Source organism: Mycolicibacter sinensis, assembly GCF_001667945.1.
Taxonomy (GTDB): Bacteria; Actinomycetota; Actinomycetes; order Mycobacteriales; family Mycobacteriaceae; genus Mycobacterium; species Mycobacterium sinense_B.
In genome coordinates this window covers 25,415-47,347 of the sequence record NZ_LZJK01000126.1, presented here as the reverse complement: position 1 = coordinate 47,347, position 21,933 = coordinate 25,415, and the positions used below count along the sequence as shown (strand labels likewise).

22 protein-coding genes are annotated in these 21,933 nt (G+C 69.0%); 9 read left to right on the top strand and 13 right to left on the bottom strand.

Features of this window, described 5'->3' with window-relative positions; all coding sequences use genetic code 11:
* Window positions 1-15: 15 nt before the first annotated feature.
* The 3 genes from hemC to A5694_RS16290 all read right to left on the bottom strand — a co-directional run bounded on the left by hemC (window position 16) and on the right by A5694_RS16290 (window position 2,731).
* A complete protein-coding gene (gene hemC / locus A5694_RS16300; RefSeq protein WP_064923018.1) occupies window positions 16-951 on the bottom strand; it encodes a hydroxymethylbilane synthase in 936 nt (311 codons plus the stop codon).
* 5 nt (window positions 952-956) lie between these two features.
* Entirely contained in the window at window positions 957-2,336 is a 1,380-nt protein-coding gene (locus A5694_RS16295; protein ID WP_064923016.1) for a glutamyl-tRNA reductase, read from the bottom strand.
* A 137-nt stretch (window positions 2,337-2,473) separates the two neighbouring features.
* On the bottom strand, window positions 2,474-2,731 hold the full coding sequence (locus A5694_RS16290; RefSeq protein WP_064923014.1) for a glutaredoxin family protein: 258 nt from the start codon (window positions 2,729-2,731) through the stop codon (window positions 2,474-2,476).
* A gap of 36 nt (window positions 2,732-2,767) precedes the next feature.
* Between A5694_RS16290 and A5694_RS16285 the strand changes: the two genes are divergently transcribed.
* The 3 genes from A5694_RS16285 to A5694_RS16275 are packed head-to-tail and all read left to right on the top strand — an operon-like array spanning window position 2,768 to window position 4,771.
* Complete coding sequence (locus A5694_RS16285; RefSeq protein WP_064923012.1) at window positions 2,768-3,226, top strand: nuclear transport factor 2 family protein; 459 nt, start codon at window positions 2,768-2,770, stop codon at window positions 3,224-3,226.
* 54 nt (window positions 3,227-3,280) lie between these two features.
* Window positions 3,281-4,186, top strand: coding sequence for an HAD family hydrolase (locus A5694_RS16280; protein WP_064923010.1), 906 nt, complete (start codon window positions 3,281-3,283; stop codon window positions 4,184-4,186).
* A 57-nt stretch (window positions 4,187-4,243) separates the two neighbouring features.
* On the top strand, window positions 4,244-4,771 hold the full coding sequence (locus A5694_RS16275; protein ID WP_064923008.1) for an FAS1-like dehydratase domain-containing protein: 528 nt from the start codon (window positions 4,244-4,246) through the stop codon (window positions 4,769-4,771).
* Between the two features lie 12 nt (window positions 4,772-4,783).
* On the opposite strand, the gene A5694_RS16270 is transcribed toward A5694_RS16275, so the two are convergent.
* The 9 genes from A5694_RS16270 to A5694_RS16235 all read right to left on the bottom strand — a co-directional run bounded on the left by A5694_RS16270 (window position 4,784) and on the right by A5694_RS16235 (window position 12,428).
* On the bottom strand, window positions 4,784-5,815 hold the full coding sequence (locus A5694_RS16270; RefSeq protein WP_064923006.1) for a lysophospholipid acyltransferase family protein: 1,032 nt from the start codon (window positions 5,813-5,815) through the stop codon (window positions 4,784-4,786).
* A gap of 4 nt (window positions 5,816-5,819) precedes the next feature.
* Window positions 5,820-6,935: an SDR family oxidoreductase gene (locus A5694_RS16265; protein WP_064923004.1), complete on the bottom strand. Its 1,116-nt coding sequence runs from the start codon at window positions 6,933-6,935 to the stop codon at window positions 5,820-5,822.
* 130 nt (window positions 6,936-7,065) lie between these two features.
* Window positions 7,066-7,167 (bottom strand): 30S ribosomal protein bS22, encoded by a 102-nt coding sequence (locus A5694_RS22765; protein WP_003402602.1) that lies wholly within the window; start codon window positions 7,165-7,167, stop codon window positions 7,066-7,068.
* 184 nt (window positions 7,168-7,351) lie between these two features.
* Entirely contained in the window at window positions 7,352-7,609 is a 258-nt protein-coding gene (locus A5694_RS16260) for a helix-turn-helix domain-containing protein (protein ID WP_064923002.1), read from the bottom strand.
* A 139-nt stretch (window positions 7,610-7,748) separates the two neighbouring features.
* On the bottom strand, window positions 7,749-8,609 hold the full coding sequence (gene proC, locus A5694_RS16255) for a pyrroline-5-carboxylate reductase (RefSeq protein WP_064923000.1): 861 nt from the start codon (window positions 8,607-8,609) through the stop codon (window positions 7,749-7,751).
* 47 nt (window positions 8,610-8,656) lie between these two features.
* Window positions 8,657-9,499 (bottom strand): thioesterase family protein, encoded by an 843-nt coding sequence (locus A5694_RS16250; RefSeq protein WP_064922998.1) that lies wholly within the window; start codon window positions 9,497-9,499, stop codon window positions 8,657-8,659.
* Between the two features lie 18 nt (window positions 9,500-9,517).
* Entirely contained in the window at window positions 9,518-10,360 is an 843-nt protein-coding gene (locus A5694_RS16245; RefSeq protein ID WP_064922997.1) for a sugar phosphate isomerase/epimerase family protein, read from the bottom strand.
* Between the two features lie 17 nt (window positions 10,361-10,377).
* Window positions 10,378-11,442 carry a hypothetical protein gene (locus A5694_RS16240; RefSeq protein ID WP_064922995.1) on the bottom strand — a complete coding sequence of 355 codons (1,065 nt, stop codon included), beginning with the start codon at window positions 11,440-11,442 and terminating at the stop codon, window positions 10,378-10,380.
* Entirely contained in the window at window positions 11,439-12,428 is a 990-nt protein-coding gene (locus tag A5694_RS16235) for a Ppx/GppA phosphatase family protein (protein WP_064922993.1), read from the bottom strand. The genes A5694_RS16240 and A5694_RS16235 overlap by 4 nt, the downstream gene beginning before the upstream one ends.
* Before the next feature lie 82 nt (window positions 12,429-12,510).
* Here A5694_RS16235 and A5694_RS16230 point away from each other — a divergent pair, with 82 nt between their 5' ends.
* From A5694_RS16230 to A5694_RS16210, 5 genes are all read left to right on the top strand, one after another.
* A complete protein-coding gene (locus tag A5694_RS16230; protein ID WP_109535720.1) occupies window positions 12,511-13,350 on the top strand; it encodes a hypothetical protein in 840 nt (279 codons plus the stop codon).
* 251 nt (window positions 13,351-13,601) lie between these two features.
* Entirely contained in the window at window positions 13,602-14,393 is a 792-nt protein-coding gene (locus A5694_RS16225) for an ABC transporter ATP-binding protein (RefSeq protein ID WP_234786585.1), read from the top strand.
* 116 nt (window positions 14,394-14,509) lie between these two features.
* Window positions 14,510-16,906 carry an FtsX-like permease family protein gene (locus tag A5694_RS16220; protein WP_234786589.1) on the top strand — a complete coding sequence of 799 codons (2,397 nt, stop codon included), beginning with the start codon at window positions 14,510-14,512 and terminating at the stop codon, window positions 16,904-16,906.
* Window positions 16,907-16,919: 13 nt separating this feature from the next.
* Complete coding sequence (locus A5694_RS16215) at window positions 16,920-18,272, top strand: FAD-binding oxidoreductase (protein WP_082952707.1); 1,353 nt, start codon at window positions 16,920-16,922, stop codon at window positions 18,270-18,272.
* 91 nt (window positions 18,273-18,363) lie between these two features.
* Window positions 18,364-19,809, top strand: coding sequence for an amidase family protein (locus A5694_RS16210; protein WP_064922983.1), 1,446 nt, complete (start codon window positions 18,364-18,366; stop codon window positions 19,807-19,809).
* On the opposite strand, the gene A5694_RS16205 is transcribed toward A5694_RS16210, so the two are convergent.
* Window positions 19,806-20,273: an SRPBCC family protein gene (locus A5694_RS16205; protein WP_064922981.1), complete on the bottom strand. Its 468-nt coding sequence runs from the start codon at window positions 20,271-20,273 to the stop codon at window positions 19,806-19,808. The two genes, A5694_RS16210 and A5694_RS16205, sit on opposite strands and share 4 nt — an antisense overlap.
* 136 nt (window positions 20,274-20,409) lie before the next feature.
* On the opposite strand from A5694_RS16205, the gene A5694_RS16200 reads away from it, so the two are divergent.
* Entirely contained in the window at window positions 20,410-21,924 is a 1,515-nt protein-coding gene (locus A5694_RS16200) for an HNH endonuclease signature motif containing protein (protein WP_064922979.1), read from the top strand.
* The last annotated feature ends 9 nt before the right edge of the window (window positions 21,925-21,933 follow it).

Here is a 21,933-nt window from a genome sequence, read left to right as displayed (position 1 = left end):
CGAGCGCGGCTGTCTTCACCGCGCGTCCGACATCAGCTCGCGCGCACCCAGCTCGAACAGTTCCGCCGCGACCGACACGCCCAGTTCCCGGGCTCGGTCCGGACTGCCGATGCCGGACGCGCGGATCACGTCGGATCCGTCCAGCGCCGCCACGCACCCGCGCAGCGACAGCTCGTCGAAGACGCGGCCGTCCTCATCGATCGACTCGACCACCTCGGCGATCGCGCCCACCGGTGCGGAACAACCCGCCTCCAGTTCGGCGAGCAGGGTCCGCTCGGCGGTAACCGCGCGGCGGGTGTCGGTGTCATCCAACTCCGCCAGCAACGCCGCCAGCGCGGTATCGCCGGCGCGACACTCCACGGCCAGCGCACCTTGGGCCGGAGCCGGCAACATCTGCACCGGTTCCAGCGTCTCGGTGACCGCGTCGAGACGTCCCAGGCGGGCCAGACCCGCCCGGGCTACCACGATGGCGTCGAGTTCGCCGCTGCTTACCCTGTTCAACCTGGTATCTAGGTTGCCTCGTAGGGGGCGAATTTCCAAACCGAGACCCAATGCTCTAAGCTGCGCGGCCCGTCGCGGGCTTGACGTGCCCACCACGGCGCCCGCCGGCAACTCCCCCAGCACCAGCCCGTCACGCGCCACCAGCGCGTCCCGGGGGTCCTCCCGGGGCGGAATCGCGGCCAGCACGAAACGGGGATCGTCCGCGGTGGGCAGGTCCTTGTGCGAGTGCACCGCGGCGTCGACCCGGCCGTCGACGATGGCCTCGCGCAGCGCGGCGGTGAACACCCCCACCCCGAGTTCGGCGATCGGCCCCGATGAGCGGTCGCCGGTGGTGCTGATCTTGACCAGTTCCGCGGGGTGACCGGCGGCCACCAAGGCGTCACGAACGGTCCCCGCTTGAGTGGTGGCCAGCAAGCTGGCCCGGGTACCGATACGGATTACGTCACCCAAAACGGCTACCCGGCCGACCCGGTTTCGGCACCGACGTCGATCCCGTCCGGCACCACTGGCAATTCACCGGCGGTCGCGACCGCGTCCACGGCGGTCGGATCGAGCTCGAAGAGCTCGCGAAGCGCTTCGGCGTAGCTGTCGCCGCCGGGCGAGCTGGCCAGCTGCTTGACCCGCACCGTGGGGGCGTGCAGCAGCTTGTCGACGACGCGGCGCACGGTGCGCGCCACCTCCTCGCGCTGGGCGGTGTCCAGGTCCGGCAGCCGGTGATCGAGCCGCAGCAACTCGGCGGTGACCACGTCGGCGGCACGCTGGCGCAGCGCGGTCACCGTCGGGGTGACCTCGGCCATCCGCTGCCCGGCCAGGTAGGTGGCGACCTCGCGGGCCACGATGCTGTGGGCGGCGTCGGTGTCGGAGCTGGCGACCTGCGCCGACGGTTCGCGCTGGATCCGCTCCATGTCGATGACGTGCACCCCGGGCAGCCCGGCGACCGCGGCGTCGACGTCGCGCGGCATGCCCAGATCGCAGATCACCAGCGGCTGGGTCGCCTCGTCCCGGTTGCCGCCGGCCAGTGCGTGGTGCACGTCGGCCAGTGACACCACCGGGCTCACCGCCCCGGTGCAGCACACCGCGACGTCGGCGTCGGCCAACGTGGCCGTCATCCGGTCCAGGGCCACGGCGTCCGCGGCGACGCCACTGTCGCGGATCTTGCGCGCCAGCCGCTGGGCGCGTGACAGCGAGCGGTTGACCACGTGAATGCGTTGCACACCGGCGCGCGCCAGGTGCGCCGCCGACAGCGCGCCCATCGATCCGGCGCCGATCACCACCGCGGTCCGCCCCTGTAATCCCTTGTCGCCCAGTTGCTTATCGGCGATCCCCAGGGCGACTGACACCACCGAGGCGCCGGCGGCGTCGATCCCGGTTTCGGAGTGCACCCGCTTGCCCACCGACAGCGCACGCTGCGCCAGTTCGTGCAGCACCCGGCCGACGGTGTTGTTGGCCTCCGCGGAGGCGTAGGCGCGACGCACCTGGCCCAGCACCTGCTGCTCGCCGACGACGGCCGAGTCCAGACCGCTGGCCACCGAGAACAGATGCTCGACGGCGGCCTCGCTGTAGCGGACGTAGGCGTACTTGGTCAGGTCGGTCATCGACATGCCGGAGTGTTCGGAGAGCACCTGCCCGATCGCCGACAGCCCGGCGTGGAACGCCTCGACGACGGCGTAGATCTCGACCCGGTTGCAGGTCGACAGAATCATCGCCTCGGTGACGAGCGGCGATTCCAGCACCTGCTCGACGATCTTGACCTGATCGGGTTCGGCGGTGCTGAGCTGCTCGAGTACCGAGACCGGGGCGCTGCGATGCGAAACCCCGAAGAGCAGGACGCTCACGGCAATATCACCTGGTCCGCTCCTTGCTGTCACCAGTGAACAAACTTCACTCCACGGTAGAGGCTAAAGCGCTGGCCCACCAAATTCGGCGGTTCAGCGAGGCGCGACGGAGGAGAGGCGAAGCTGGGACCGCCGCATCAACCCGCCAGATCGGCGCGCAGCCTGGCCTCGTCGACCTCCCAGTAGCTGTGCTCGCGGCCGTCGAGCAGCACCACCGGCAGCCGGTCACCGAATTCCGCACGCCAGGCGCTGTCCCCGGCCGCGGCGGCCGCGTCGACGTCGACTGCGTGCAGGTCGAATCGCAGCTCGGCGGCCAGCTGCGTCAGCTGGTCGTACACCTGCACGCAGACCGGACAGCCGTCGCGGGTCAGCAGCTGCACCTGGGGGCGGGTCATGCGTTCAGTCTGGCCCAGGGTGGCTATGTTTTCGATATGTCCAGCGGAAGTGCGGTCCCCATCACGAACCTGCTGTACCGCTACGCCGAGTTGATGGACGCCGGCGATCTGGAATCGGCGGCCGCGTTATTCGCCCATGCCCGGATCAAGGCCGACGCCGAGGGCACCGCCATCCTGGACAGCGCCGGGCTGTTGCAGCTGTGGCAGAGCCTGGTCAAGATCCACCCGGACGGCACACCGCGCACCAAGCACGTCGTCACCAACCCGATCCTCGACATCGACGAGGAGTCCGGGACGGCGACGTGCCGGTCCTACTACACCGTGTTGCAGCAGACCGACGCCGTGCCGCTGCAGGTGGTCGCGGCCGGCCGCTATCACGACGAGTTCGAGCGGGTCGACGGCGTCTGGCGGTTCAGTTTCCGTGACTACTCGATGCTTGAGCTCACAGGTGATCTGCGCGATCACCTGAGGGTCTTCGGGGCCGGCGCCGGATAGGGTTGATGGCGGCCAGATGACCGGCCGCCCCTGCACAGCGGAAGGAGTCGGGTGATGGCTGTACCGGGCCCGACCGACGGGAAATCCGCCGCGGGCACCGACCTCGAGTCGCTGGCCGGCGGGGATTTCGCGGCCAGCGCCGACCGGGCGCTGGACGACGTGCTCGACACCGCCACGCCCGCACCGGTCGATCTGACCGCCGCCGCGTTCTTCGATGTCGACAACACCCTGGTGCAGGGCTCCTCGATGGTGCACTTCGGCCGTGGGCTGGCCGCCCGCAACTACTTCACCTACCGCGATGTCCTCGGGTTCCTCTACGCCCAAGCGAAGTTTCAGCTGACCGGCCGGGAGAACAGCGACGACGTCGCCGCCGGCCGGCGTAAGGCGCTGGCGTTCATCGAGGGCCGGCCGGTGTCGGAGCTGGTGGAACTGGGCGAGGAGATCTACGACGAGATCATCGCCGACAAGATCTGGCCCGGCACCCGGGAACTGGCGCAGATGCATCTCGACGCCGGCCAGCAGGTGTGGCTGGTCACTGCAACCCCCTATGAGCTGGCCGAGACCATCGCCCGCCGGCTCGGGCTGACCGGCGCGTTGGGCACCGTGGCCGAGTCGGTCGACGGGGTGTTCACCGGCCGGCTGGTCGGCGAGATCCTGCACGGGCCCGGCAAGGCGCACGCGGTGCGATCGCTGGCCATCCGCGAGGGGCTGAACCTGCGGCGCTGCACCGCCTACTCCGACAGCTTCAACGACGTGCCGATGCTGTCGCTGGTCGGTACCGCGGTCGCGATCAACCCGGATGCCGCGTTGCGGGAGATGGCACGCAAGCGGGGCTGGGAGATCCGCGACTTCCGCACCGCGCGCAAGGCGGCGCGTATCGGCGTGCCGTCGGCGCTGGCACTGGGGGCCGTCGGCGGGGCCCTGGCGGCAGCCGTGGCGCACCGGAACGAGCGCGGCTGACCTGCTCGCTGATAAGCTTCCGCCCGCCGACCACGGCGAGCGGAGGGGTAGACCGGCATGGCAGTACACACCGAGTCGCAGGGAATCATCGGTACCCACTACCGGTTCCCGGACTACTTCGAAGTCGGCCGGGAGAAGATCCGGGAATTCGCCCGCTCGGTCAAGGACGATCACCCCGCCCACTTCGACGAGTCCGCAGCCGCTGAGGCCGGGCACCCCGGCCTGGTGGCGTCGCTGACGTTCCTGGCCGTCGCCGGGCGTCAGGTCCAGATGGAGATCTTCGACAAATTCGACATCCCGATCAACATCTCGCGAGTGCTGCACCGCGACCAGAAGTTCACCTTCCACCGGCCGATCATGGCCGGCGACCGGCTGTACTTCGACACCTACCTGGACTCGGTGATCGAGTCCCACGGCACGGTGGTCAGCGAGGTCCGCAGTGAAGTCTCCGACGCCGAGGGCAATCCGGTGGTGACCAGCGTCGTCACCATGCTCGGCGAGTCGGTCAACCAGGACGCCGACACCGAGGCGGCGACGATCGCTGCCATCGCATCGATGCGCGACCGGGCGCTGGGCAAGAAATAGGCGCGCCCCGGCTCAGCCGAAGAACATGTTGCGGCGGCCGGCCAGCAGCCGGTACAGCGTCTGCTGGATCGTCTCGCGCACCTGGTCGGTCAGCTCGAAGGTGACCATCGGGTCGTCGGCGGCGCCGGCCTCGTAGTCGGTGGTCGGAATCGGCTCACCGAACGTGATGTGCCACTTCGACGGCAGCGGCACCAGGCCGGCAGGGCCGGCCAGCGGGAACAGCGGGGTGATCGGGAAGTACGGCACGCCGAGCAACCGGGCCAACAGCTTCACGTCGGCGATCATCGGGTAGATCTCCTCGGAGCCGACGATCGAGCACGGCACGATCGGCGCCTGGGTGTGCAGCGCTGCCGACACGAACCCGCCGCGACCGAACCGCTGCAGCTTGTAGCGGTCCTTGAACCGCTTGCCCAGGCCCTTGTAGCCCTCGGGGAACACCGCGGTGAGCTCACCGGCGGCCAGCAGCCGGTGGGCGTCGACCGTGCAGGCCATGGTGTGGCCCGCCTTGCGGGCGGCCGGTCCGATCAGCGGCAGGTCGAACACCAGGTCCGCCCCGAGCATCCGCAGGTCGCGATGCGACGGGTGGTGGTCGTGCACCGCCACCGAGAGCATCAGCGCGTCCATCGGCAGCACACCGGCGTGATTGGCCACTACCAGCGCCGGCCCCTCGGTCGGAAGGTTCTCGATGCCGCTGACCTCGACCCGGAACCATTCGTTGAAGAAGAACCGCAGCAGCGGCAGTGCAATGGCCTCGTTGAAGTGCGGGTCGAACCCGAACTCGTCGACCTGGTAGTCACCGGTGATCCGCTCCCGCAGGAACGCCACGACCGCGGCCACCCGCCGGGCAAACTCACCCGGGGTTGGTTCGGCCTGCGCGCCGGGTGCCCCCACGGCGGCGCGGCGCTCGTCGATCTCGCGGACGACGGCGCTGATCTGCTCGGACGAGGCCCGTCCGCTGAGGCCGCTCAGCGTCGACGAGTGCCGACGCGCGGATCCCGAATTCTTGTGCAGTGGAATGACTTTGGCCCTTGAATCACCGGCCATGGCGTTAACCTCCCCGCGCCCTGTCCATACTGATATCGCCCAGTCGTTGCGCCACGCTCACCGCGCGCCGCTCCACCGATTCCACCCATTTGGGGTCGATGATCGGAGTGAGACCTCGCCCCCGCACGTAGTCGTCAAATGCCTCGGCAGTAGTCCATTTGGTGCTGTACCCGAGGTCGGTTCGCATTCTAGTCGTATCCATCACCCGGCCAAAGCTGAGATAATTCAGCTGCTCGCGGTTGATCTCGGTGTAGTTGTTGGCCCGCCGCAGCGAATCCAGCGCCCACAGCCCTAAACCGGGTAGCGGCAAGGGAATCCGGCCCGAACGGCGGATCGCCTGCGACATCATGATGATGCCGTCGGCGCCGATGTTGAAGGTGCCCGCCTTGCCGGCCATGGTGGCCCGTTCCAGGGCGCCCAACGCGTCTTGCTCGTGCAACAGCTGCAGGCGCGCGTCGCGGCCCAGCACCATCGGAACCAGTGGGCCGCCGAGGTAGCGCGACAGCGCGGTGTCCATGGCCGGGCCGATCATGTTGGCCATCCGCAGGATGGTGACCGCGATGTCCGGCCGGCGCCGGCCCAGTCCGCGGGCGTAGCCCTCGATGTCGATGCTGTCGCGAGGGAAACCCTGGGTGGGCGGCCGGTGGCTGGTGCTGTCCTCGGTGAACAGGACCGGGTCACGCGAGCACGATCCGTAGACCTCCGAGGTCGACTTGAGCACCACCCGGCGCACCGAGGGCGCCTTTTGGCAGGCGGCGAACAACTGCATGGCGCCCATGACGTTGAGTTCTTTGAGCGCCGCCCCGCCGCCGGAGCGCGGCACATACGACGCCGCGGCCGCGTGCACCACGGTATCGACCTCGCTGTTTCGAATCACCTTGGCGATAAAGGGATTGCGAATGTCGGCGCGGACGAATTCGGCGCGTCCCATCCGGCGCAGCATGTCCTTGCTCGGCATGACCGCATCCACCGCGATCACCCGGTTGATCAAGGGATTCTGCGTGAGCCTGGCGGTCAGATAACCACCCAGGAAGCGGCATGCGCCGGTAACCAACACAACCTTGGGGTAGTGCCGGACGTCGCTTCGCGTGCTGTCGCTCGGGGGGCCGGCCTCGTCCACTCCGCAAGCGTAACGGCCACTGGAGAAAAGCAATACCGGCGATCGGCCGCCCGGCCAACGTGAAGGTGACTTCACGCTCGGCCCTCAGCGTGAGGCCAACTTCACGCTCGGCGCGACAATCGGGGCGGAGTTACTTACCGAGTTTTCTGCGCTGCACCCGGGTACGGCGAAGCAGCTTGCGGTGCTTCTTCTTCGACATGCGCTTGCGCCGCTTCTTGATGACTGAACCCATGAACTCCGCTATCTGCTTCTGCCCGCGCCGCCAGAGGGGCGCTGGGCGAACTTGCTCGACCCGGTTACTTTACCCGTAGGCAGGCGCGGGACAGAAAACCGGCACTGGCCGGCCCCACACGACAGCCGACCCCGGGCGTCGCCGTGCGGCGACGCCCGGGGGGCGCTTATCTGTCGACCGGCGGTCAGCCCGCGTCGAAGAAGGAGGTCTCCAGCAGGTCGTGCACCGCCTTGGCGTGCACCCGAAAAGACCGTCCCACCCGTACCGCGGGCAGCTCGCCGTTGTGCACCAGGCGGTACACCGTCATCTTGCTCACCCGCATCAACGCGGCCACCTCGGCCACGGTGAGAAATTGTGTCCGACCCGCGTCGGCAGCGCCGGCATCCCGTGCCGCTCTGCCGCCAGCGGAGTCTCGTGCCGAAGGCCCGTTCGCAGACGTCATCGTTACCCATTTCAATCAGGCACGTGCAGTCCCAGCGGCTTCCCCTCCGCTGCGCCCACACGCACAGACATAGAGGAGAATAGCGGGACGAATGGGGTTCCTGCGACGCCTGAGGGACAATATGTGAAAAATAAGTGAATTACTCTGTTGTAATTCTTAGCTGCTCAGAGCGGGTTTTTGCCGCCTGCACCGCCCGATCGACCGAGGTCCGCAGCCCGCCGGCCTCCAGCTCGCGTAGCGCCGCCGCGGTGGTTCCCCCGGGGGAGGTCACCATGGCTCTCAGCTGTGCCGGGGCGGTGTCGATGACCGCGTTGGCGGTCCCGTCCGTCTCGCTGCGCCCGTCCAGCAGCATCTGCGCCGCCCCCGCCATGGTCTGCACGGCCAGATCGGTGGCGCCCCGCCGGCTCAGCCCGGCCGCGACCCCGGCGTCCACCAGCGCCTCCACCATCAAGAAGAAGTAGGCCGGCCCCGACCCCGACACCGCGGTGACCGCATCCAGCTGGTCTTCCGGCACGATCGCCACCGTGCCGACGCACTCGAACAGCGCGGCAACCTGCTCGACCTGTTCGTTGCTGGGGAACCTGCCCTTGGCCAGCGCGCTGGCCCCGGCGCCGACCTTGACCGGGGTGTTGGGCATCACCCGGATCACCGCGGTACCGGCCGGCAGCTTGGACTCCACGTATGCGGTGGTGACACCGGCGACGATCGTCACCAGGACCTGCTCCGGGCTGTCGCCGGAGGCGGCGGTGACGTTCTTGGCGAACTCGGCGACAACGGTGTCCACGTCCTGCGGCTTTACCGCGACGATCACGATGGCGGCGTTCTCCACCGCATCGGCGACCGATGTCACCAGCACCGAATACTTCTCGGAGAGCTGCCGGGCCCGGTCACCGAACCGCTCGGCGACCACCAGGTCCTTGACCGGGCGTCCCGCCGCGAGCAAGCCCGCCAGCAGGGCTTCGCCCATGTTGCCGCCGCCGATGATCGCGATTCTGGCCATGGCGACAGCATGGCAGATATGACCCCTCGAGCACCCTCGGGGACGCGCTAGCGGGCGGGAACCATCGCCAGCTGGCGGGTCTGGACCACGATCCGGCCCTCGCAGTCGACCACGGTGTGGTCCTCGTCGAACCAGTCCTGGCCGATCTGCACGCAGCTGCAGATCACCCGCAGCCAGCCGTCCGCCGGAATGGCCCGCAGATATGCGGTGAGCTGCACGGTGGGCGCCCAGCCGGTGCGATTGACGGCGAAGGTCACCGGCGCCGACACATCGCCGCACAGCAGCGCGAACAGCACATCGGGTGCGGCGTCTTTGGGCCGCACCCACATCTCGATCACCGGCGGACCGCCATCCGAGCGCGGGCCGAGCGTGGTCAGCGCCGGCCGGATATCGCAGCCGTGGGCCAGGTGCACGATGTGTTCCATCGGGTGGCCGGGACCGATCGGCTCCAGCCCGGGCGGCGGCTCCGGTGTCATCAGCGGCACCACCGGGTTGACCGACAGCAGCGGCGGCGCATGGTGTTCGGGCTCGGCCAGGGTGACGACGGCGCGCACCGCGGTGCGCTCGCCCTGGTTGAGTTCGACCTCGACGAGGCTGACCCGGCGGCCGCGCTTGCGGATCGTGGCCACCAGCTGCATCGGGCCGGGGTCCGGTGCCCACAGATAGCTGGCCGACACCGCCACCGGTTGCAGGTGAGCACCACCGTGCTCGGAAAGGTCGGAAAGGGAGGTGCGGGCGGCGTTGGCGCACAACGCCAGCATCGCCCCACCGTGCACCTTGGGGCCGATCGTCCAATGCTCGTTCAGCGCGCCGGCGAACGTCTGAACCTCTTCGTCGCCATCGACCCGCACCAGCGTCATGGCGTCAGTGAACAGCGTGGATGAAGTCACGCAGGGCTCCTTGTGGGATCAGCGCAGCAGATGCGTGCGGGCGAACTGTAGTGACTCGATCAACAACGCCTCGCGCTCGTGCGGCGAGCGCGCTTGGGAGGTGGTTACCTCCAGCACCACGTGACCGGTGAAGTCACCGGCGGCCAGCAGGTGGCACACCTCGGCCGTGGGCTGGTCGCCGCGTCCAGGCACCAGGTGTTCATCGGCCGGCAGCCCGGTGCCGTCGCACAGGTGCAGGTGCGTCAGGCCCGAGCCCATCCGGCGGGCCATGTCCAAGGCGTCGGTGCCGGCGGTCGCGGTGTGCGACAGGTCCAGGGTGTAGTGCGCGTGGCCGCCGTCGAGCGGATCGTAGGACGGCGCGAACGCCGAAATCCCCGCACCGGGGCCACCGCCACGACGGCGCATCCGCTCACGGGACTGATCGGCACCAAAGAACCGGTCGGCCCGGAACGGGAACATGTTCTCCACCGCCACGGCCACGTCGCTTTTGGCCTCCAGCTCGGCGACCTGATCGCTGAACCCTTCGGCGTAGCGCCGCTGCCAGCGGAACGGCGGGTGCACCACCACCGTCTGGGCTTCGAGCTGTTCGGCGGCCCGGACGCTGCGTTCCAGCTTGTGGATCGGGTTAGCGCCCCAGACCCGTTGTGAGATCAGCAGACACGGCGCGTGCACCGACAGCACCGGGACCCGGTATTTCTGCGACAGCCGTCGCACCGCGCCGATGTCCTGGCTGACCGACTCCCCCCACACCATCAGCTCGACGCCGTCGTAGCCGAGCCGGGCCGCGTACTCGAAGGCGGCCTCGGCCCGCAAAGGGTAAACCGAAGCCGTCGACAATCCGACCTTGATGGCAGGGCGCACGGACTAATAGTGACCGGCTAATTGGCGTGCAGCGCCAGCGGCCCCAACGTCACCAGCAGTCCGACCGCGACCGCGATCAACGTACTGACCAGGTCGGGGGTCTTGCGCACGGCCTGCACCGCGGCCACCAGCCCCAGCGTGACCAGGCCGGTGAGCACCAGCGCCACGATGCTGTTCCACCGCCACAGCTGGTCGAACGCGATGAACAACCCGCCGCCGAACGCCACCGCCAGCATCGACTGCAGCACCACCAGCACCCCGCCGACCAGTCCCGGTCGGCCGACGTACTCCTCGACCGGCTCGGTTTCGGGGGCGTCGGCCTCCTCGGCGTCGGTGAAGGCGTCAGCATCGGCGAGATCGGCGGCGTCGGAGTCGAAATCCGACCGGACCGACCGCTCGGGGCTGCCGGCCTTGCTGAGGAAGGAACGCACGTAGGCGGAGTCGCTGACCGACAGATCGGCGTCACGGACGTCGGCGTCCATCACGTCGACTTCGATGTCGGTGTAGGTGTCGATCGGATCGGGGCGCATCCGTTCGGCGCCGGAGGCCGTCGGCCGGGCGGCCGGGCGGCCGTTCTCCGCGGCCGGCGCATCGGAGCGGCGCATCGGCCGCGGGTAAGCACTCGGCAGTGGACCGGTGCTGCGCGACGGCTGCGCCGGGGATTTGGGCCAGCGCGGCTCGGAGGCCGAGCGCAGGCCGGGCTCGATCCGCTCGACGGGGCGCGGGCCGGTGGCGGGCCGGGTGTCCCGCTCGACGGGGCGCGGCCCGGTCGCGGGCCGGTCGTCCTCGACGAACCCGGGGGCCGGGCCGATGAGCAGCCCGCCGCTGGGCTCGCCGTCGGAGCCGTCCGCGCTCTCCGACGGTTCAGCCGCGGCACTCTGCTCCGGCGGGTTCTCGTCGTCGCGGATGACCGGGATCTCGCCGGTCAGTTCGGCGACCGTGACGGCGTCGGCATTGCCGCGCCGGCGCCGACGGCGCCCGGTGACCGGCGGTGAGCCGATCGTCCCGTTCTTGGCGAGCAGTTCGGCAACCGAGATCGGCCGCGTCTCGATGTCACGCGGATCAGGCTTGGGTCCGGTCATCGGGAACCCCCTCCCTGCGGGACCATGCCCATCGACGAGGAGTGCAGGAAGGTGGCGCTGTCGGCTTCCCGGTCGAGGCGGCGCAGGATCAAGCCCTCCCGCAGTGCCCACGGGCAAATCTGAACCGTTTCGATCGACAGCGCTCGCATGCTCGCTTCCGCCACCAGGGCGCCCGCCACGATCTGCGGGGCCCGCTCGGCGCTCACCCCTTCCAATTCGGCACGATCTGCCGTGGTCATCCTAGAGATGAATGATATGAGCTGCCTAAGGCCGGCGGCGGTCAATGTGCGCCGGACGCGCGGTCCGGCGGCCGACGGCGCCGCGCCGGTGAGCCGGGCCAGCGAACGAAACGTCTTGGAGCTCGCCACCGCCAGATCGGGCGGTCCGGCGTCCAGGACGGTCGCGGCCGCACTCGCCAACTCGGTGTCGAGCCAGTCCCGCAGCATCGCCACCCGGCGGCGGCCGGGCGGGTCTTCGGGCAGCCATTCGCGGGTGAGCCGGCCGGCGCCCAGCGGCAGCGACAGCGCCACCTCCGGCTCCTCGTCAAGGCCGCTGGACAGCTCCAGTGAACCGCCGCCGATGTCGAGGTTGATGATTCGCCCGGCGCTCCAGCCGAACCAGCGGCGCACCGCCAGGAAGGTCAGCCGGGATTCGTCCTCGCCCTCCAGCACCTGCAGATCGACGCCGGTCTCGCTGCGCACCCGAGCCAGCACGTCCTCGGAGTTGGACGCGTCGCGCACCGCCGAGGTGGCGAACGCCATCAGCTCCGCGCAGCCGGAACTGGCGGCGATGGTGGCGAATTCGCCGATCGTGGACACCAGTTTGTCGGCACCGCGGCGGGTGATCTTGCCTGAGCTGTCGGTGGCCTCGGCCAGCCGCAGCGTGGCTTTGGTCGAGCTCATCGGGGTCGGATGACCGCCCCGGTGGGCATCGACCACCAGCAGATGGACGGTGTTGCTGCCGACGTCGAGCACGCCTAATCGCACTCAGCCAACTTAGTGGGGCGCGGCCCGGACCAAGGCAAGACAACGTGAGACGACGCGAATTTCTGGTCTAGCGTGGAGTTTTGTGACCCCCGCACAGCCTGCACCCCGTCGCCGTGAAGTTGGCCTGGACTTCCCCCGTGAATGGGTGGAGTTCTACGACCCGGACAATCCCGAACACCTGATCGCCGCCGATCTGACCTGGCTGCTGTCCCGTTGGACGTGCGTGTTCGGTACCCCGGCCTGCCGGGGCATCGTGGCCGGCCGGCCCGACGACGGGTGCTGTTCGCACGGTGCGTTCCTGTGCGACGACGACGACCGGGCCAAGCTCGACGACGCGGTCGCGCAGCTGACCGACGCCGACTGGCAGCTGCGTGAGAAGGGTTTGGGCCGCAAGGGCTACCTGGAGTACGACGAGAACGACGGCGAGGAGCAGCTGCGCACCCGGACCGTCAAGGGCGCCTGCATCTTCCTGAACCGGCCCGGGTTCGCCGGGGGTGCGGGCTGCGCGCTGCACATCAAGGCGGTCCGGTTGGGGGTGGAGCCGCTGACCATGAAGCCGGACGTGTGCTGGCAACTGCCGATCCGACGCAGCCAGGAGTGGGTCACCCGCCCCGACGACACCGAGATACTCAAGACCACGATCACCGAATTCGACCGGCGCGGCTGGGGCCCGGGCGGCGAGGATCTGCACTGGTACTGCACCGGCGATCCGGCGGCCCACGTCGGCACCAGGCAGGTGTGGCAGAGCCTCGCCCCGGAGCTCACCGAATTGCTGGGCCCCAAGGCCTACGCCGAGCTGGCGGCGATCTGCGAGCGGCGCAACGAACTCGGCCTGGTGGCCGTGCACCCGGCCACCAGCGCCGCCCGGGAAACGAAGCGGAGCGACGTGCACTTCGATGGCCCGCAGTCCATGAAGCAATAACTGCAGGTCAGCGCGAATCTCGCCGCGACACCGCCGCGACGGCGCCGCCCCGCGACCCCCGGAACCGCCGTCTACCAGGGCCGTCAACGGTGCGCGGGGTCACCGGTGAACGATTTTTGACAGGCGGCTCGGGTCGGTATGATCGGCACCGGGCTCCCCGGTAACGCAGCATCATCGGAGTGCTGCACTGAATTGAGAACCTCGCCCTACGCGGGCATGGTCGGCGTATTACACAAGCCCGCTGGAGATTCATGATCAGGACCGACATACACCCCGTGGAGCTCGACCATAACGGCCACACGCCGCCGGTCGTTCTCAGGCCTCCGGTAGTGCTGGAAGCGCGCAAACTCAACAAGCAGTTCGGTGCCGGCGATACGGCCACACCGGTTTTGCGGAACGTCGATATCCAGATAACCCGCGGGGAATTCGTCGCCCTGGTCGGGCCGTCAGGGTCGGGCAAGTCGACGCTGCTGAGCATCCTGGGCCTGCTGGACATGCCGACCAGCGGCGATGTCCTCATCAACGGTCACAGTGTCTCGGCGCTGTCGCGCAAGCAATTGGCCGCCGTCCGGTGTCAGACGCTCGGCTATGTCTTCCAGGCATTCAACCTTCTGGCGGGGCTGTCGGTCGTGGAGAACGTCATGCTCCCGGGGCTGCTGGCAGGCAAGTCCGGCCGCTCTGAGCACGCCCGCGCGATGAGCCTGCTGGACCAGGTCGGGCTGGCCGCCAAATCCAAGCGGGTGCCCTCGGAATTGTCCGGCGGTGAACAGCAGCGCGTGGCGGTGGCCCGAGCGCTATTCATGAAGCCGGACGTGATTCTCGCCGACGAACCGACCGGCAACCTGGACACACTTAACGGCCAACGGGTTATCGACGCACTGTATAACCTCAATGCGGCCGGCCAGACAATCGTTCTGGTGACGCACGACCGGAAAATAGCCGACGACGCTCCGCGCCTGGTTTCGCTGCTCGACGGTGAAATCGAGACCGACAGTGGAATGGTTCAGCCGCCCAACAATGTGACATGGCTCGCGGAACATTAGCCGCGACTTTCGGCCTCCTTCGGATTATCAATTTCCGGGCCGTTCGTAAACACGCCTTCCGGGCCGCACTGGCCGCTTTCTCCCTCGGCGGCGGCGTCGCAGTCGTCGTGGCCGTCATGATCGAAGTCACCAGCGTCTCCAAGGCCATCGACGACGTCGGCTACCAGATCGCCGGCCCGGCGCCGTTGCGCGTGGTCGGTGCGGCCACCCGCGGCGGCATCAGTCCCGCCGTCGTCGACGACGCCCGGTCGGTGCCCGGGGTGGCAGCCGTGGTGCCGGTCATCCGCGGGGTGACGATGATCCACGACGACGGCAAGGAGAGCTACGGGCTAGGCCTGGGCGTGGACTGCTCGGCGCAGTGGATCGTCGACCCGAAGGTCTGCCAGACCGGCCAGCAGGAACCCCCGCCGGCGATCTCGAAGTCGCTGGGCGACTCGCTGAACGCCGCGGCGACCTTGGTCACCGACGTCGGGCAACTGTCGGTGGAGAAGTTCCAGCGGGTAAGCGATCTCGACGAGGTCAACAACGGCCTGGTCGCGGTGCTCCCGCTGAGCATGGCCAAAGTGCAGTTCGCCCGCGGCGACCGGGTGGACATGCTCTACGTGACCCTGGACTCCGACGCCGACGCCGGCGAAGTGCAGCAGCGGCTGAAGACCACGCTCGGCCCCACCTACAGCGTGCAGCCCCGCAGCGAACCGGCGCGCGGCTACAACGTCAACGACGTGCTGCTGCCCCTGCTGGGCATCTTCGCCCTGATCTCGGTCGGGGTCGGGGTCATCCTGATCACCCAGATCACCCGACTGTCGGTCGAGGAACGCCGCCGCGAGATCGCGATCGCCTCCGCGCTGGGGGCGTCGCCGGCCTCGATCATGACCGGGTTCCTCAGCGAGGCCGCCCTGTTGGGCGCAGCGGGCTCGGCCATGGGCGTGCTGACCGGCATCGTGATCTCCGAACCCATCGTGGCCAGCGCCAGCGAGCTGACCGAACGGTTCGTCGGCGTCACCGTCCCGGTAGTCCTCAAGCCGGTGATCCTGATCCTCGGCGTCCTGGCCGGCATCGTGCTGGCGGTGGGTGCTGCGATCGGCCCCGCCCTGTCGGCGTCGAACACGCCGATCGCGGCCGAGCTGTCCGGGCGAGCGGCCCAGGAGCAGACCACCGGGCGCAAGATCTGGTCCAGGGCGTTGCTGCTGCTGGCGATCGGCCTGGCCGGGGTGATCGCGGCCCGGCTGGCCACGCTGTCCGGCGCGCTGGTCGCCTGGCAGGCGATCCTCGCCGACGCCGGTGCGGTCGTGGCACTCGTCGGTCTGCTGCTGGCTACCGCCTACCTCAGCGCGCAGGCGATCACCAGCCTGCGCCCGCGGCCGGACAAGTCCAACGGGGCGACGCTGACCATCGCCCTCAACGCGCTGCGGTCGGACCGGTCGCGCACCGCGGCGATCTCGGGAGCCATCGCGGTACCCGTCGTGGTTGCCATTCTGCTGTCGGGGTTCCTGGTGGCGATCCACATCGGGGCCACCAAGGTCGCCGAATCGCAGGCCGACGGGCGCATTGCGATCACGACGACGCAGTTCGCCGACTACGGGCCGATTGATGCCCGATTCGCCCCGCAGACGGTCAACAAGCTGGACGCGGTGACCGGGGTGGAGAAGACCGAGCGGATGGCCGAGATCGAGATCAGCCTCAAAGACGGGTCACTGGCGCATATCCAGGCGCAGGACCGGCCCACATTTCCGTTCGGGTTACTCGCCGGGCAGTCCCCGGAGGCAAGCCAGAAAGCCAATCAGGTTGTGATCGGCAGTGTCCTGGCCCGCGAGAAGGATCTCCGCATCGGTGACGTATTGGTGTTTGGAAGTGGACTCGACGCGCGCGCGATGAGTATCGGCACCATCGTGGCCACTCCCGAATACGGCGGCCGCCGGATCTACATGCCCTACTCGGTCGCCGAGCAGATCTACGGTCCGCAGCCCGCCGGCCTGATCTTCGCCACCCCGGCCTCGGGGTTCACCGCCGGTCAGGTCATCGAGAACATCCGGGCCACCCGGTTCGACCAGCCGGTGACCGCGGTGGACACCGCCGGCTACGCCTCCGAGATCGCGACCTCGATCGGCCGCTACCTCACGCCGCTGAACACCCTCAAGTACGGCCTCCTCGCGATCGCCTTCATCTCGGTGTTGTCGACGCTGTTGTTGGTCGGTATCCGGCGCAGGCGGGAGGTGGCCCTGATCCAGGCGCTGGGCGCCACCCGGGTGCGGGTGTTCTCCATCACCACCGTCGAGGCCGTCGTCGCCGGCGCGGCCGGCGGATTGTTCGGAGCGGTGCTGTCGATCGCCATCTCCGAAGCGGTGCGGCGGGCGGCCGTCGTCAACGTCGGCCTGATCACCCCGCTGGTGTTCCCCTGGACCGACGCGGTGGTCTACGCCGTGCTGGCCACCATCGCCGCGGTGTTCGCGGCCATCATTCCCGCCTGGAAGTCCACCCGCTCCACCCCTGCGACCGAACTTCGCGACGAGTGACATGAAGGATGCAATGACCGCGACCGTGCCGGGGTTCACCGGCGACGCCATCTACCCCGACGACGCCCGCTACGACACGGTGCGTCAGGTCTTCAACGGCATGATCGACAAGCGGCCACAGGTGGTGCTGCAGTGTCGCTCGCGCGAGGACATCGTCGCCGCGGTGCGCTACGCCGTGGACGTCGGCGCCGAGATCGCGGTGCGCGGCGGCGGCCACAGTGTGGCCGGCCACTCGACCACCGACGGCGGCGTCGTCATCGACCTGACGCAGATGCGCGGGGTACGCGTGGACGCGCAGGCGCGGGTCGCCTACGTCGACGCCGGTGCCACCTGGGGCGATGTCGACCCGGTCACCAGCCGCTACGGCCTGGCCTGCCCCGGCGGGGTGGTGTCGACGACCGGTGTCGGCGGCTTCTCGCTCGGCGGCGGTATCGGGTGGCTGTCCCGCGCCCACGGCATGACCTGCGACAACCTCATCGGCGCGGAGCTGGTGCTGGCCTCCGGCGAGGTGCTGACGGTCAGCGAGACCGAGAACGCCGACGTGCTGTGGGGCTTGCGCGGCGGGGGCGGCAATTTCGGCGTCGTCGCGCAGTTCGTGCTGCGGCTGCACCCGGTCGACGGCGTGGTGGCCGGCGTGCAGTCCTATGCCGACACCGACGCCGAGGCGGCGCTGAAGCATTTCCGGGCCCAGATGGACAACGCCCCGGATCACCTGGCGTCCATCCTCGACTTCTCCACCGACCTCAAGTCCGGTCAGTCGCTGGTCAACATCCTGGGCTGCTCGACGCGCACCGATGCGGTAGGCAGCGACGATGTCCGCGCCCTGCTCAACGTGCGCGGCGCGGCGAGTTCGCCGGTGCTGGCCCTGCAGCACAAGCTGGAATACCCGACCTGGCAGCAGGCCATCGACCAGACCGCGCCGTTCGGCTGGCTGAACTACTGGAAGTCGCTGTTCGTGACCGAGCTCACCGACGAGGCGATCCGCCGCATCGCCCTGCTCGGCCGCTCGCGGCCCTCGGCCCAGACCCGGCTGCACCTGATCCGGCTCGGCGGGTACGCCAGCCGGGTGCCGCCGGAGGCGACGGCCGTGCCCACCCGCGAGCACCCGTACATCATCCATCTGATGACGACCTGGACCGACCCGGCCGACACCGCGCGCTGCACGGCGTGGGCCGGTCAGGCCTTCGAGATCCTGCGGCCGCTCGGCCCAGCCGGCGCCTACCTGAACTTCGTCGGCGACGAAGGGCAGGACCGCATCCGCGCGACGTTCGGCGACGCCGGCTATAAACGCCTCGCCGAGCTCAAAGCGCGGCTGGACCCGCACAACCGGTTCACCCTCAACCACAACATCAAGCCCGCGGGCTGACGTTCACGGTCTTGCGTGTGTCGCCAACACCGACACACGTTTTGCGCAGCGCAGGGTCGGTATTGTTGTCCGCGGGGGAAAGGACGCAAGCATGCCGGGCGCGCACGATGATGGGTTGGCCTTCGCCGGCGTCGCGCGTCTGGCGCAGCTGGTGCGCGAGCGGGAGGTGTCGCCGCGCGAACTGGTGACGCTGTATCTCGATCGGATCGCCCGACTTGACCCGGTGCTGAACGCATTTCGCACGGTGCTCGGCGACCGGGCGATGGCCGAGGCCGCCCAGGTCGAGCGCCGGCTGGCCGCCGGTGAGGTGCTGCCGCTGGCCGGCGTCCCGATCGCGGTCAAGGACGACACCGACGTGGCGGGCGTTTCGTCGATGTGCGGCACCGGAATTGACGCCGGCCCGGCGAGCACCGACAGCGCCGCGGTGCGCCGATTGCGGGCCGCCGGAGCGGTGATCATCGGCAAGACCCACCTCTCGGAGTTCGGCGCCTACCCGGTGTGCGAATCGGCGACCTGGGGGGTGACCCGCAACCCGTGGGATCTCTACCGGACCCCGGGCGGGTCCAGTGGCGGCTCGGCTGCGGCCGTCGCTTCTGGCATGGTGCCCGGTGCCACCGGCAGTGACAGCGGCGGTTCGGTACGCATTCCGGCCGCCTGCTGCGGGCTGGTCGGCCTGAAGGGCCAGCGCGGACGGGTCAGCACCAAGGAGTCACCGGAACGGGCCTACCGGTTCCACGGCCTCAACCACATCGGCCCGCTGGCCCGCAGCGTCGTCGACGTGGCGCTGCTACACGATGCGATGACCGGGCCCGAACCCGACGACGAGATCCTCTCTCCCCCACCGGCACCGCCGCTGATGGACGCGCTGCTGGCGCCGCCGCGGCCGCTGCGGATCGCCATGTCGTTCAAGCCGGTGGTGCCGGTGCACGTCAGCGACGAGGTGCGCCGGCCGGTGCTGGAGACCGCGGAGTTGTTGCGTTCGCTGGGCCACGAGGTGATCGAGCGGGACCCGGTCTATCCGGTGGCGGGCATCGCCGCCGTGCTCGCACTGTTCATGAACGGGTTCGCCCACGAGATCGAACGACTGCCGAAAACCGAACTGCTGGAACGGCGTATGCAGGCCGAGGCCCGCACCAGCCGGCTGGTGCCGGACTGGCTGGCCCGGCGCGCGGTGGCCGCCGAGCCGGCGATCACCGCCCGCTCCCAGCGCCCGATCGCCGGCTTCGACATCCTGATGACGCCGGTAGTGGCGATCCCGCCGGTGCGGGTCGGCTACTTCGAGGGGTACGGCCCGACCCGCGCCATGCTGCGGATGCTGAAGTTCATCCCGTTCACCTTCCCGCAGTGCTACAGCGGCCAGCCGGCGATCTCGGTCCCGACCGGGCTGGCTGCCGACGGCGTACCGGAGGCGGTGCACCTGGTGGCGCGGGCCAACGACGAGGCGACCCTGATTTCGCTTGCCGCACAGATCGAGTCGGTGCGGCCGTGGATTCAGCGCCGGCCGCCGACCGAGGCGTTACTGTCCCAGGTCGGTTAGTTGGCCGGGTAGCGTGCACGCAGCCCCGTCAGCGTCGCCTCGATACCCGCGGCGTTGCTCTTGACCGCCCGTGTCAGTTCGTAGAACTTCCGTTGCAGCGCACCGCCGTTGCGGTAGTCGAACGTCTCGGTGACTCTGGTCAACCCCGGCGAGAGCGCCTCGAACTCCCATCGCCAACGATGGCCTGCCGGGTGGCGCCACTCGACCAGCTCGTCGGGCTGGAGCGCGGTCACGGTGCTGGTGATGCGGTAGGGCACCCCGAACATCCTCATGTTCGTCGAAAACCTCGACCCGACCGTGATGTCGGCCGGCGCCCTGGCGTTGTCGCGGACGGTTCCCGACCCGTCCAGTTCGCGATGGCGTCGGGGATCGGCAGCCAACGCGAACAGTTCAGCAGCCGGGGCCGCAACCTCTACTGACCGGCTGACCTGCCCGGGGCCGGCGTCGACGACGGTGACTGCCACGGTGTTCCCCTTTCGGTGATGGGGTTGTGGATCGACTCTACCGAGCGCGGAGAGCTGTTTTCCTCATGGTTTTCTTAGAGCTGGGTTGCTGGATCGGACCGGTTTTCTGTCGGAGGGTCGAACTAGTGTTCGAAGTATGGGTAGGGATGCGCTGGCGGATCGAGACACCATCATGGAGTGTCTCGATGTGGCTGAGGCGGCTCATGCCCAGTTGGCGCAGTGCTCGTTCGATGGGTTGAGCTCCGAAGAGTTGGTGGAGGTGCTGGCCCGTCGCGAAGCGTTGGCGTGGCAGGCGCCGGTGATCGATCACCAGATCCTGGCCCGGTTGGTGGCCGAGGGGCATTCGGATGTGTTGGCGGGGTGCTCGCTGGCCAAGGCGCTGTCGGAGCGGTTGCGGATCAGCACGAAAGAGGCCCGGCGGCGCATCGATGACGCCGCCGTATTGGGGCCGCGCACCGCGATCACCGGTGAGCCCCTGGAACCGGTGTTGCCGGCGCTGGCCGCGGCCCAGGCCGCCGGGCAGGTCGGCCCCGAGCAGGTGGCGATCGCCCGTAAGGCGATGGACAAGATCCCGGCCGGAGTCACTGTGGCCGATCGGGAGCGCGCCGAGCGTGACCTGGCGCAGCTGGGCACCTTGTTCGGCCCGGAAACCTTTCAACGCCTGGCCGCTCACCTGATCGCGGTACTGGACCCGGATGGCGACGAGCCCGACGACCGGCAACGCCAGGCCCGCCGCGGCCTGCGGCTGGGGCCTCAACGCCCCGACGGGATGAGCACCCTGTCCGGCACGATCACCCCGGAGCTGCGGGCCACCCTGGAACCGGTCCTGGCCAAACTCGCCGCACCCGGAATGTGCAATTCCGCTGATGAGCAGCCCTGCGTGTCGGGCACACCCTCGCAGGAGCAGATCCAGGCCGATCACCGCACCCGCGACCAACGCCAGCACGATGCGCTGTTGGCCGCCTTGCGGGCGACACTGTCGTGCGGGGATCTCGGGCAGCTCAACGGCCTGCCGGTCACGGTGATCGCCTCGGCCACCCTCGAGCAGTTGCAGACCGCCGCCGGCAAGGCCCACACCGCCGGCGGCAGCTTGTTGCCGATTCCGGACCTGCTGCGGATGGCATCGCACGCCCACAACTATCTGACGATCTTCGACGGCCAGGGCCGAGCGCTGTGGCTGGGCCGCACCAAGCGGATCGCCTCAGCCGATCAGCGCATCGTGCTGCACGCGCGCGATCGCGGCTGCACCCGACCCGGGTGCACGGTGCCGGGATATTTGACCCAGGCACACCATCTGGACCGGGACTGGGCCGACAACGGCCACACCGACATTGATTCCCTCGCCCTGGCATGCGCACCGGATAACCGGATGGCCAGCGAGCAGGGCTGGACCACCCGACTCGGCGAGTCCGGCCGCGTCGAATGGATCCCCCCACCCAAACTCGACCACGGCCAACCCCGGATCAACCCGTTCCACTTCATCGAAGCCGTCATCGACTACCACCGGCCCGCCCGATCTGATGACGACGCCGACGAGCCACCCGATCCCCAGCCGCCAGATCTCGACTACGACGACTTCGACTACGACGCCGCCCTCGAAGAACTTCACCGCACCTACGGCTACGACGCCGAGTGGGAACATGCCGGCTGACAACCGCTG

Excerpts from the sequence above, each read along its gene's own strand:
- A5694_RS16220 (WP_234786589.1), top strand. The coding sequence starts at position 14,510 with ATGATCGAAGTCACCAGCGTCTCCAAGGCCATCGACGACGTCGGCTAC.
- A5694_RS16270 (WP_064923006.1), bottom strand. The coding sequence starts at position 5,815 with ATGGCCGGTGATTCAAGGGCCAAAGTCATTCCACTGCACAAGAATTCG.
- A5694_RS16275 (WP_064923008.1), top strand. The coding sequence starts at position 4,244 with ATGGCAGTACACACCGAGTCGCAGGGAATCATCGGTACCCACTACCGG.
- proC (WP_064923000.1), bottom strand. The coding sequence starts at position 8,609 with ATGGCCAGAATCGCGATCATCGGCGGCGGCAACATGGGCGAAGCCCTG.
- A5694_RS16210 (WP_064922983.1), top strand. The coding sequence starts at position 18,364 with ATGCCGGGCGCGCACGATGATGGGTTGGCCTTCGCCGGCGTCGCGCGT.
- A5694_RS16215 (WP_082952707.1), top strand. The coding sequence starts at position 16,920 with ATGACCGCGACCGTGCCGGGGTTCACCGGCGACGCCATCTACCCCGAC.
- A5694_RS22765 (WP_003402602.1), bottom strand. The coding sequence starts at position 7,167 with ATGGGTTCAGTCATCAAGAAGCGGCGCAAGCGCATGTCGAAGAAGAAG.
- A5694_RS16240 (WP_064922995.1), bottom strand. The coding sequence starts at position 11,442 with ATGACCGGACCCAAGCCTGATCCGCGTGACATCGAGACGCGGCCGATC.
- A5694_RS16200 (WP_064922979.1), top strand. The coding sequence starts at position 20,410 with ATGGGTAGGGATGCGCTGGCGGATCGAGACACCATCATGGAGTGTCTC.
- A5694_RS16260 (WP_064923002.1), bottom strand. The coding sequence starts at position 7,609 with ATGACGTCTGCGAACGGGCCTTCGGCACGAGACTCCGCTGGCGGCAGA.
- A5694_RS16225 (WP_234786585.1), top strand. The coding sequence starts at position 13,602 with ATGATCAGGACCGACATACACCCCGTGGAGCTCGACCATAACGGCCAC.
- A5694_RS16285 (WP_064923012.1), top strand. The coding sequence starts at position 2,768 with ATGTCCAGCGGAAGTGCGGTCCCCATCACGAACCTGCTGTACCGCTAC.
- A5694_RS16280 (WP_064923010.1), top strand. The coding sequence starts at position 3,281 with ATGGCTGTACCGGGCCCGACCGACGGGAAATCCGCCGCGGGCACCGAC.
- A5694_RS16290 (WP_064923014.1), bottom strand. The coding sequence starts at position 2,731 with ATGACCCGCCCCCAGGTGCAGCTGCTGACCCGCGACGGCTGTCCGGTC.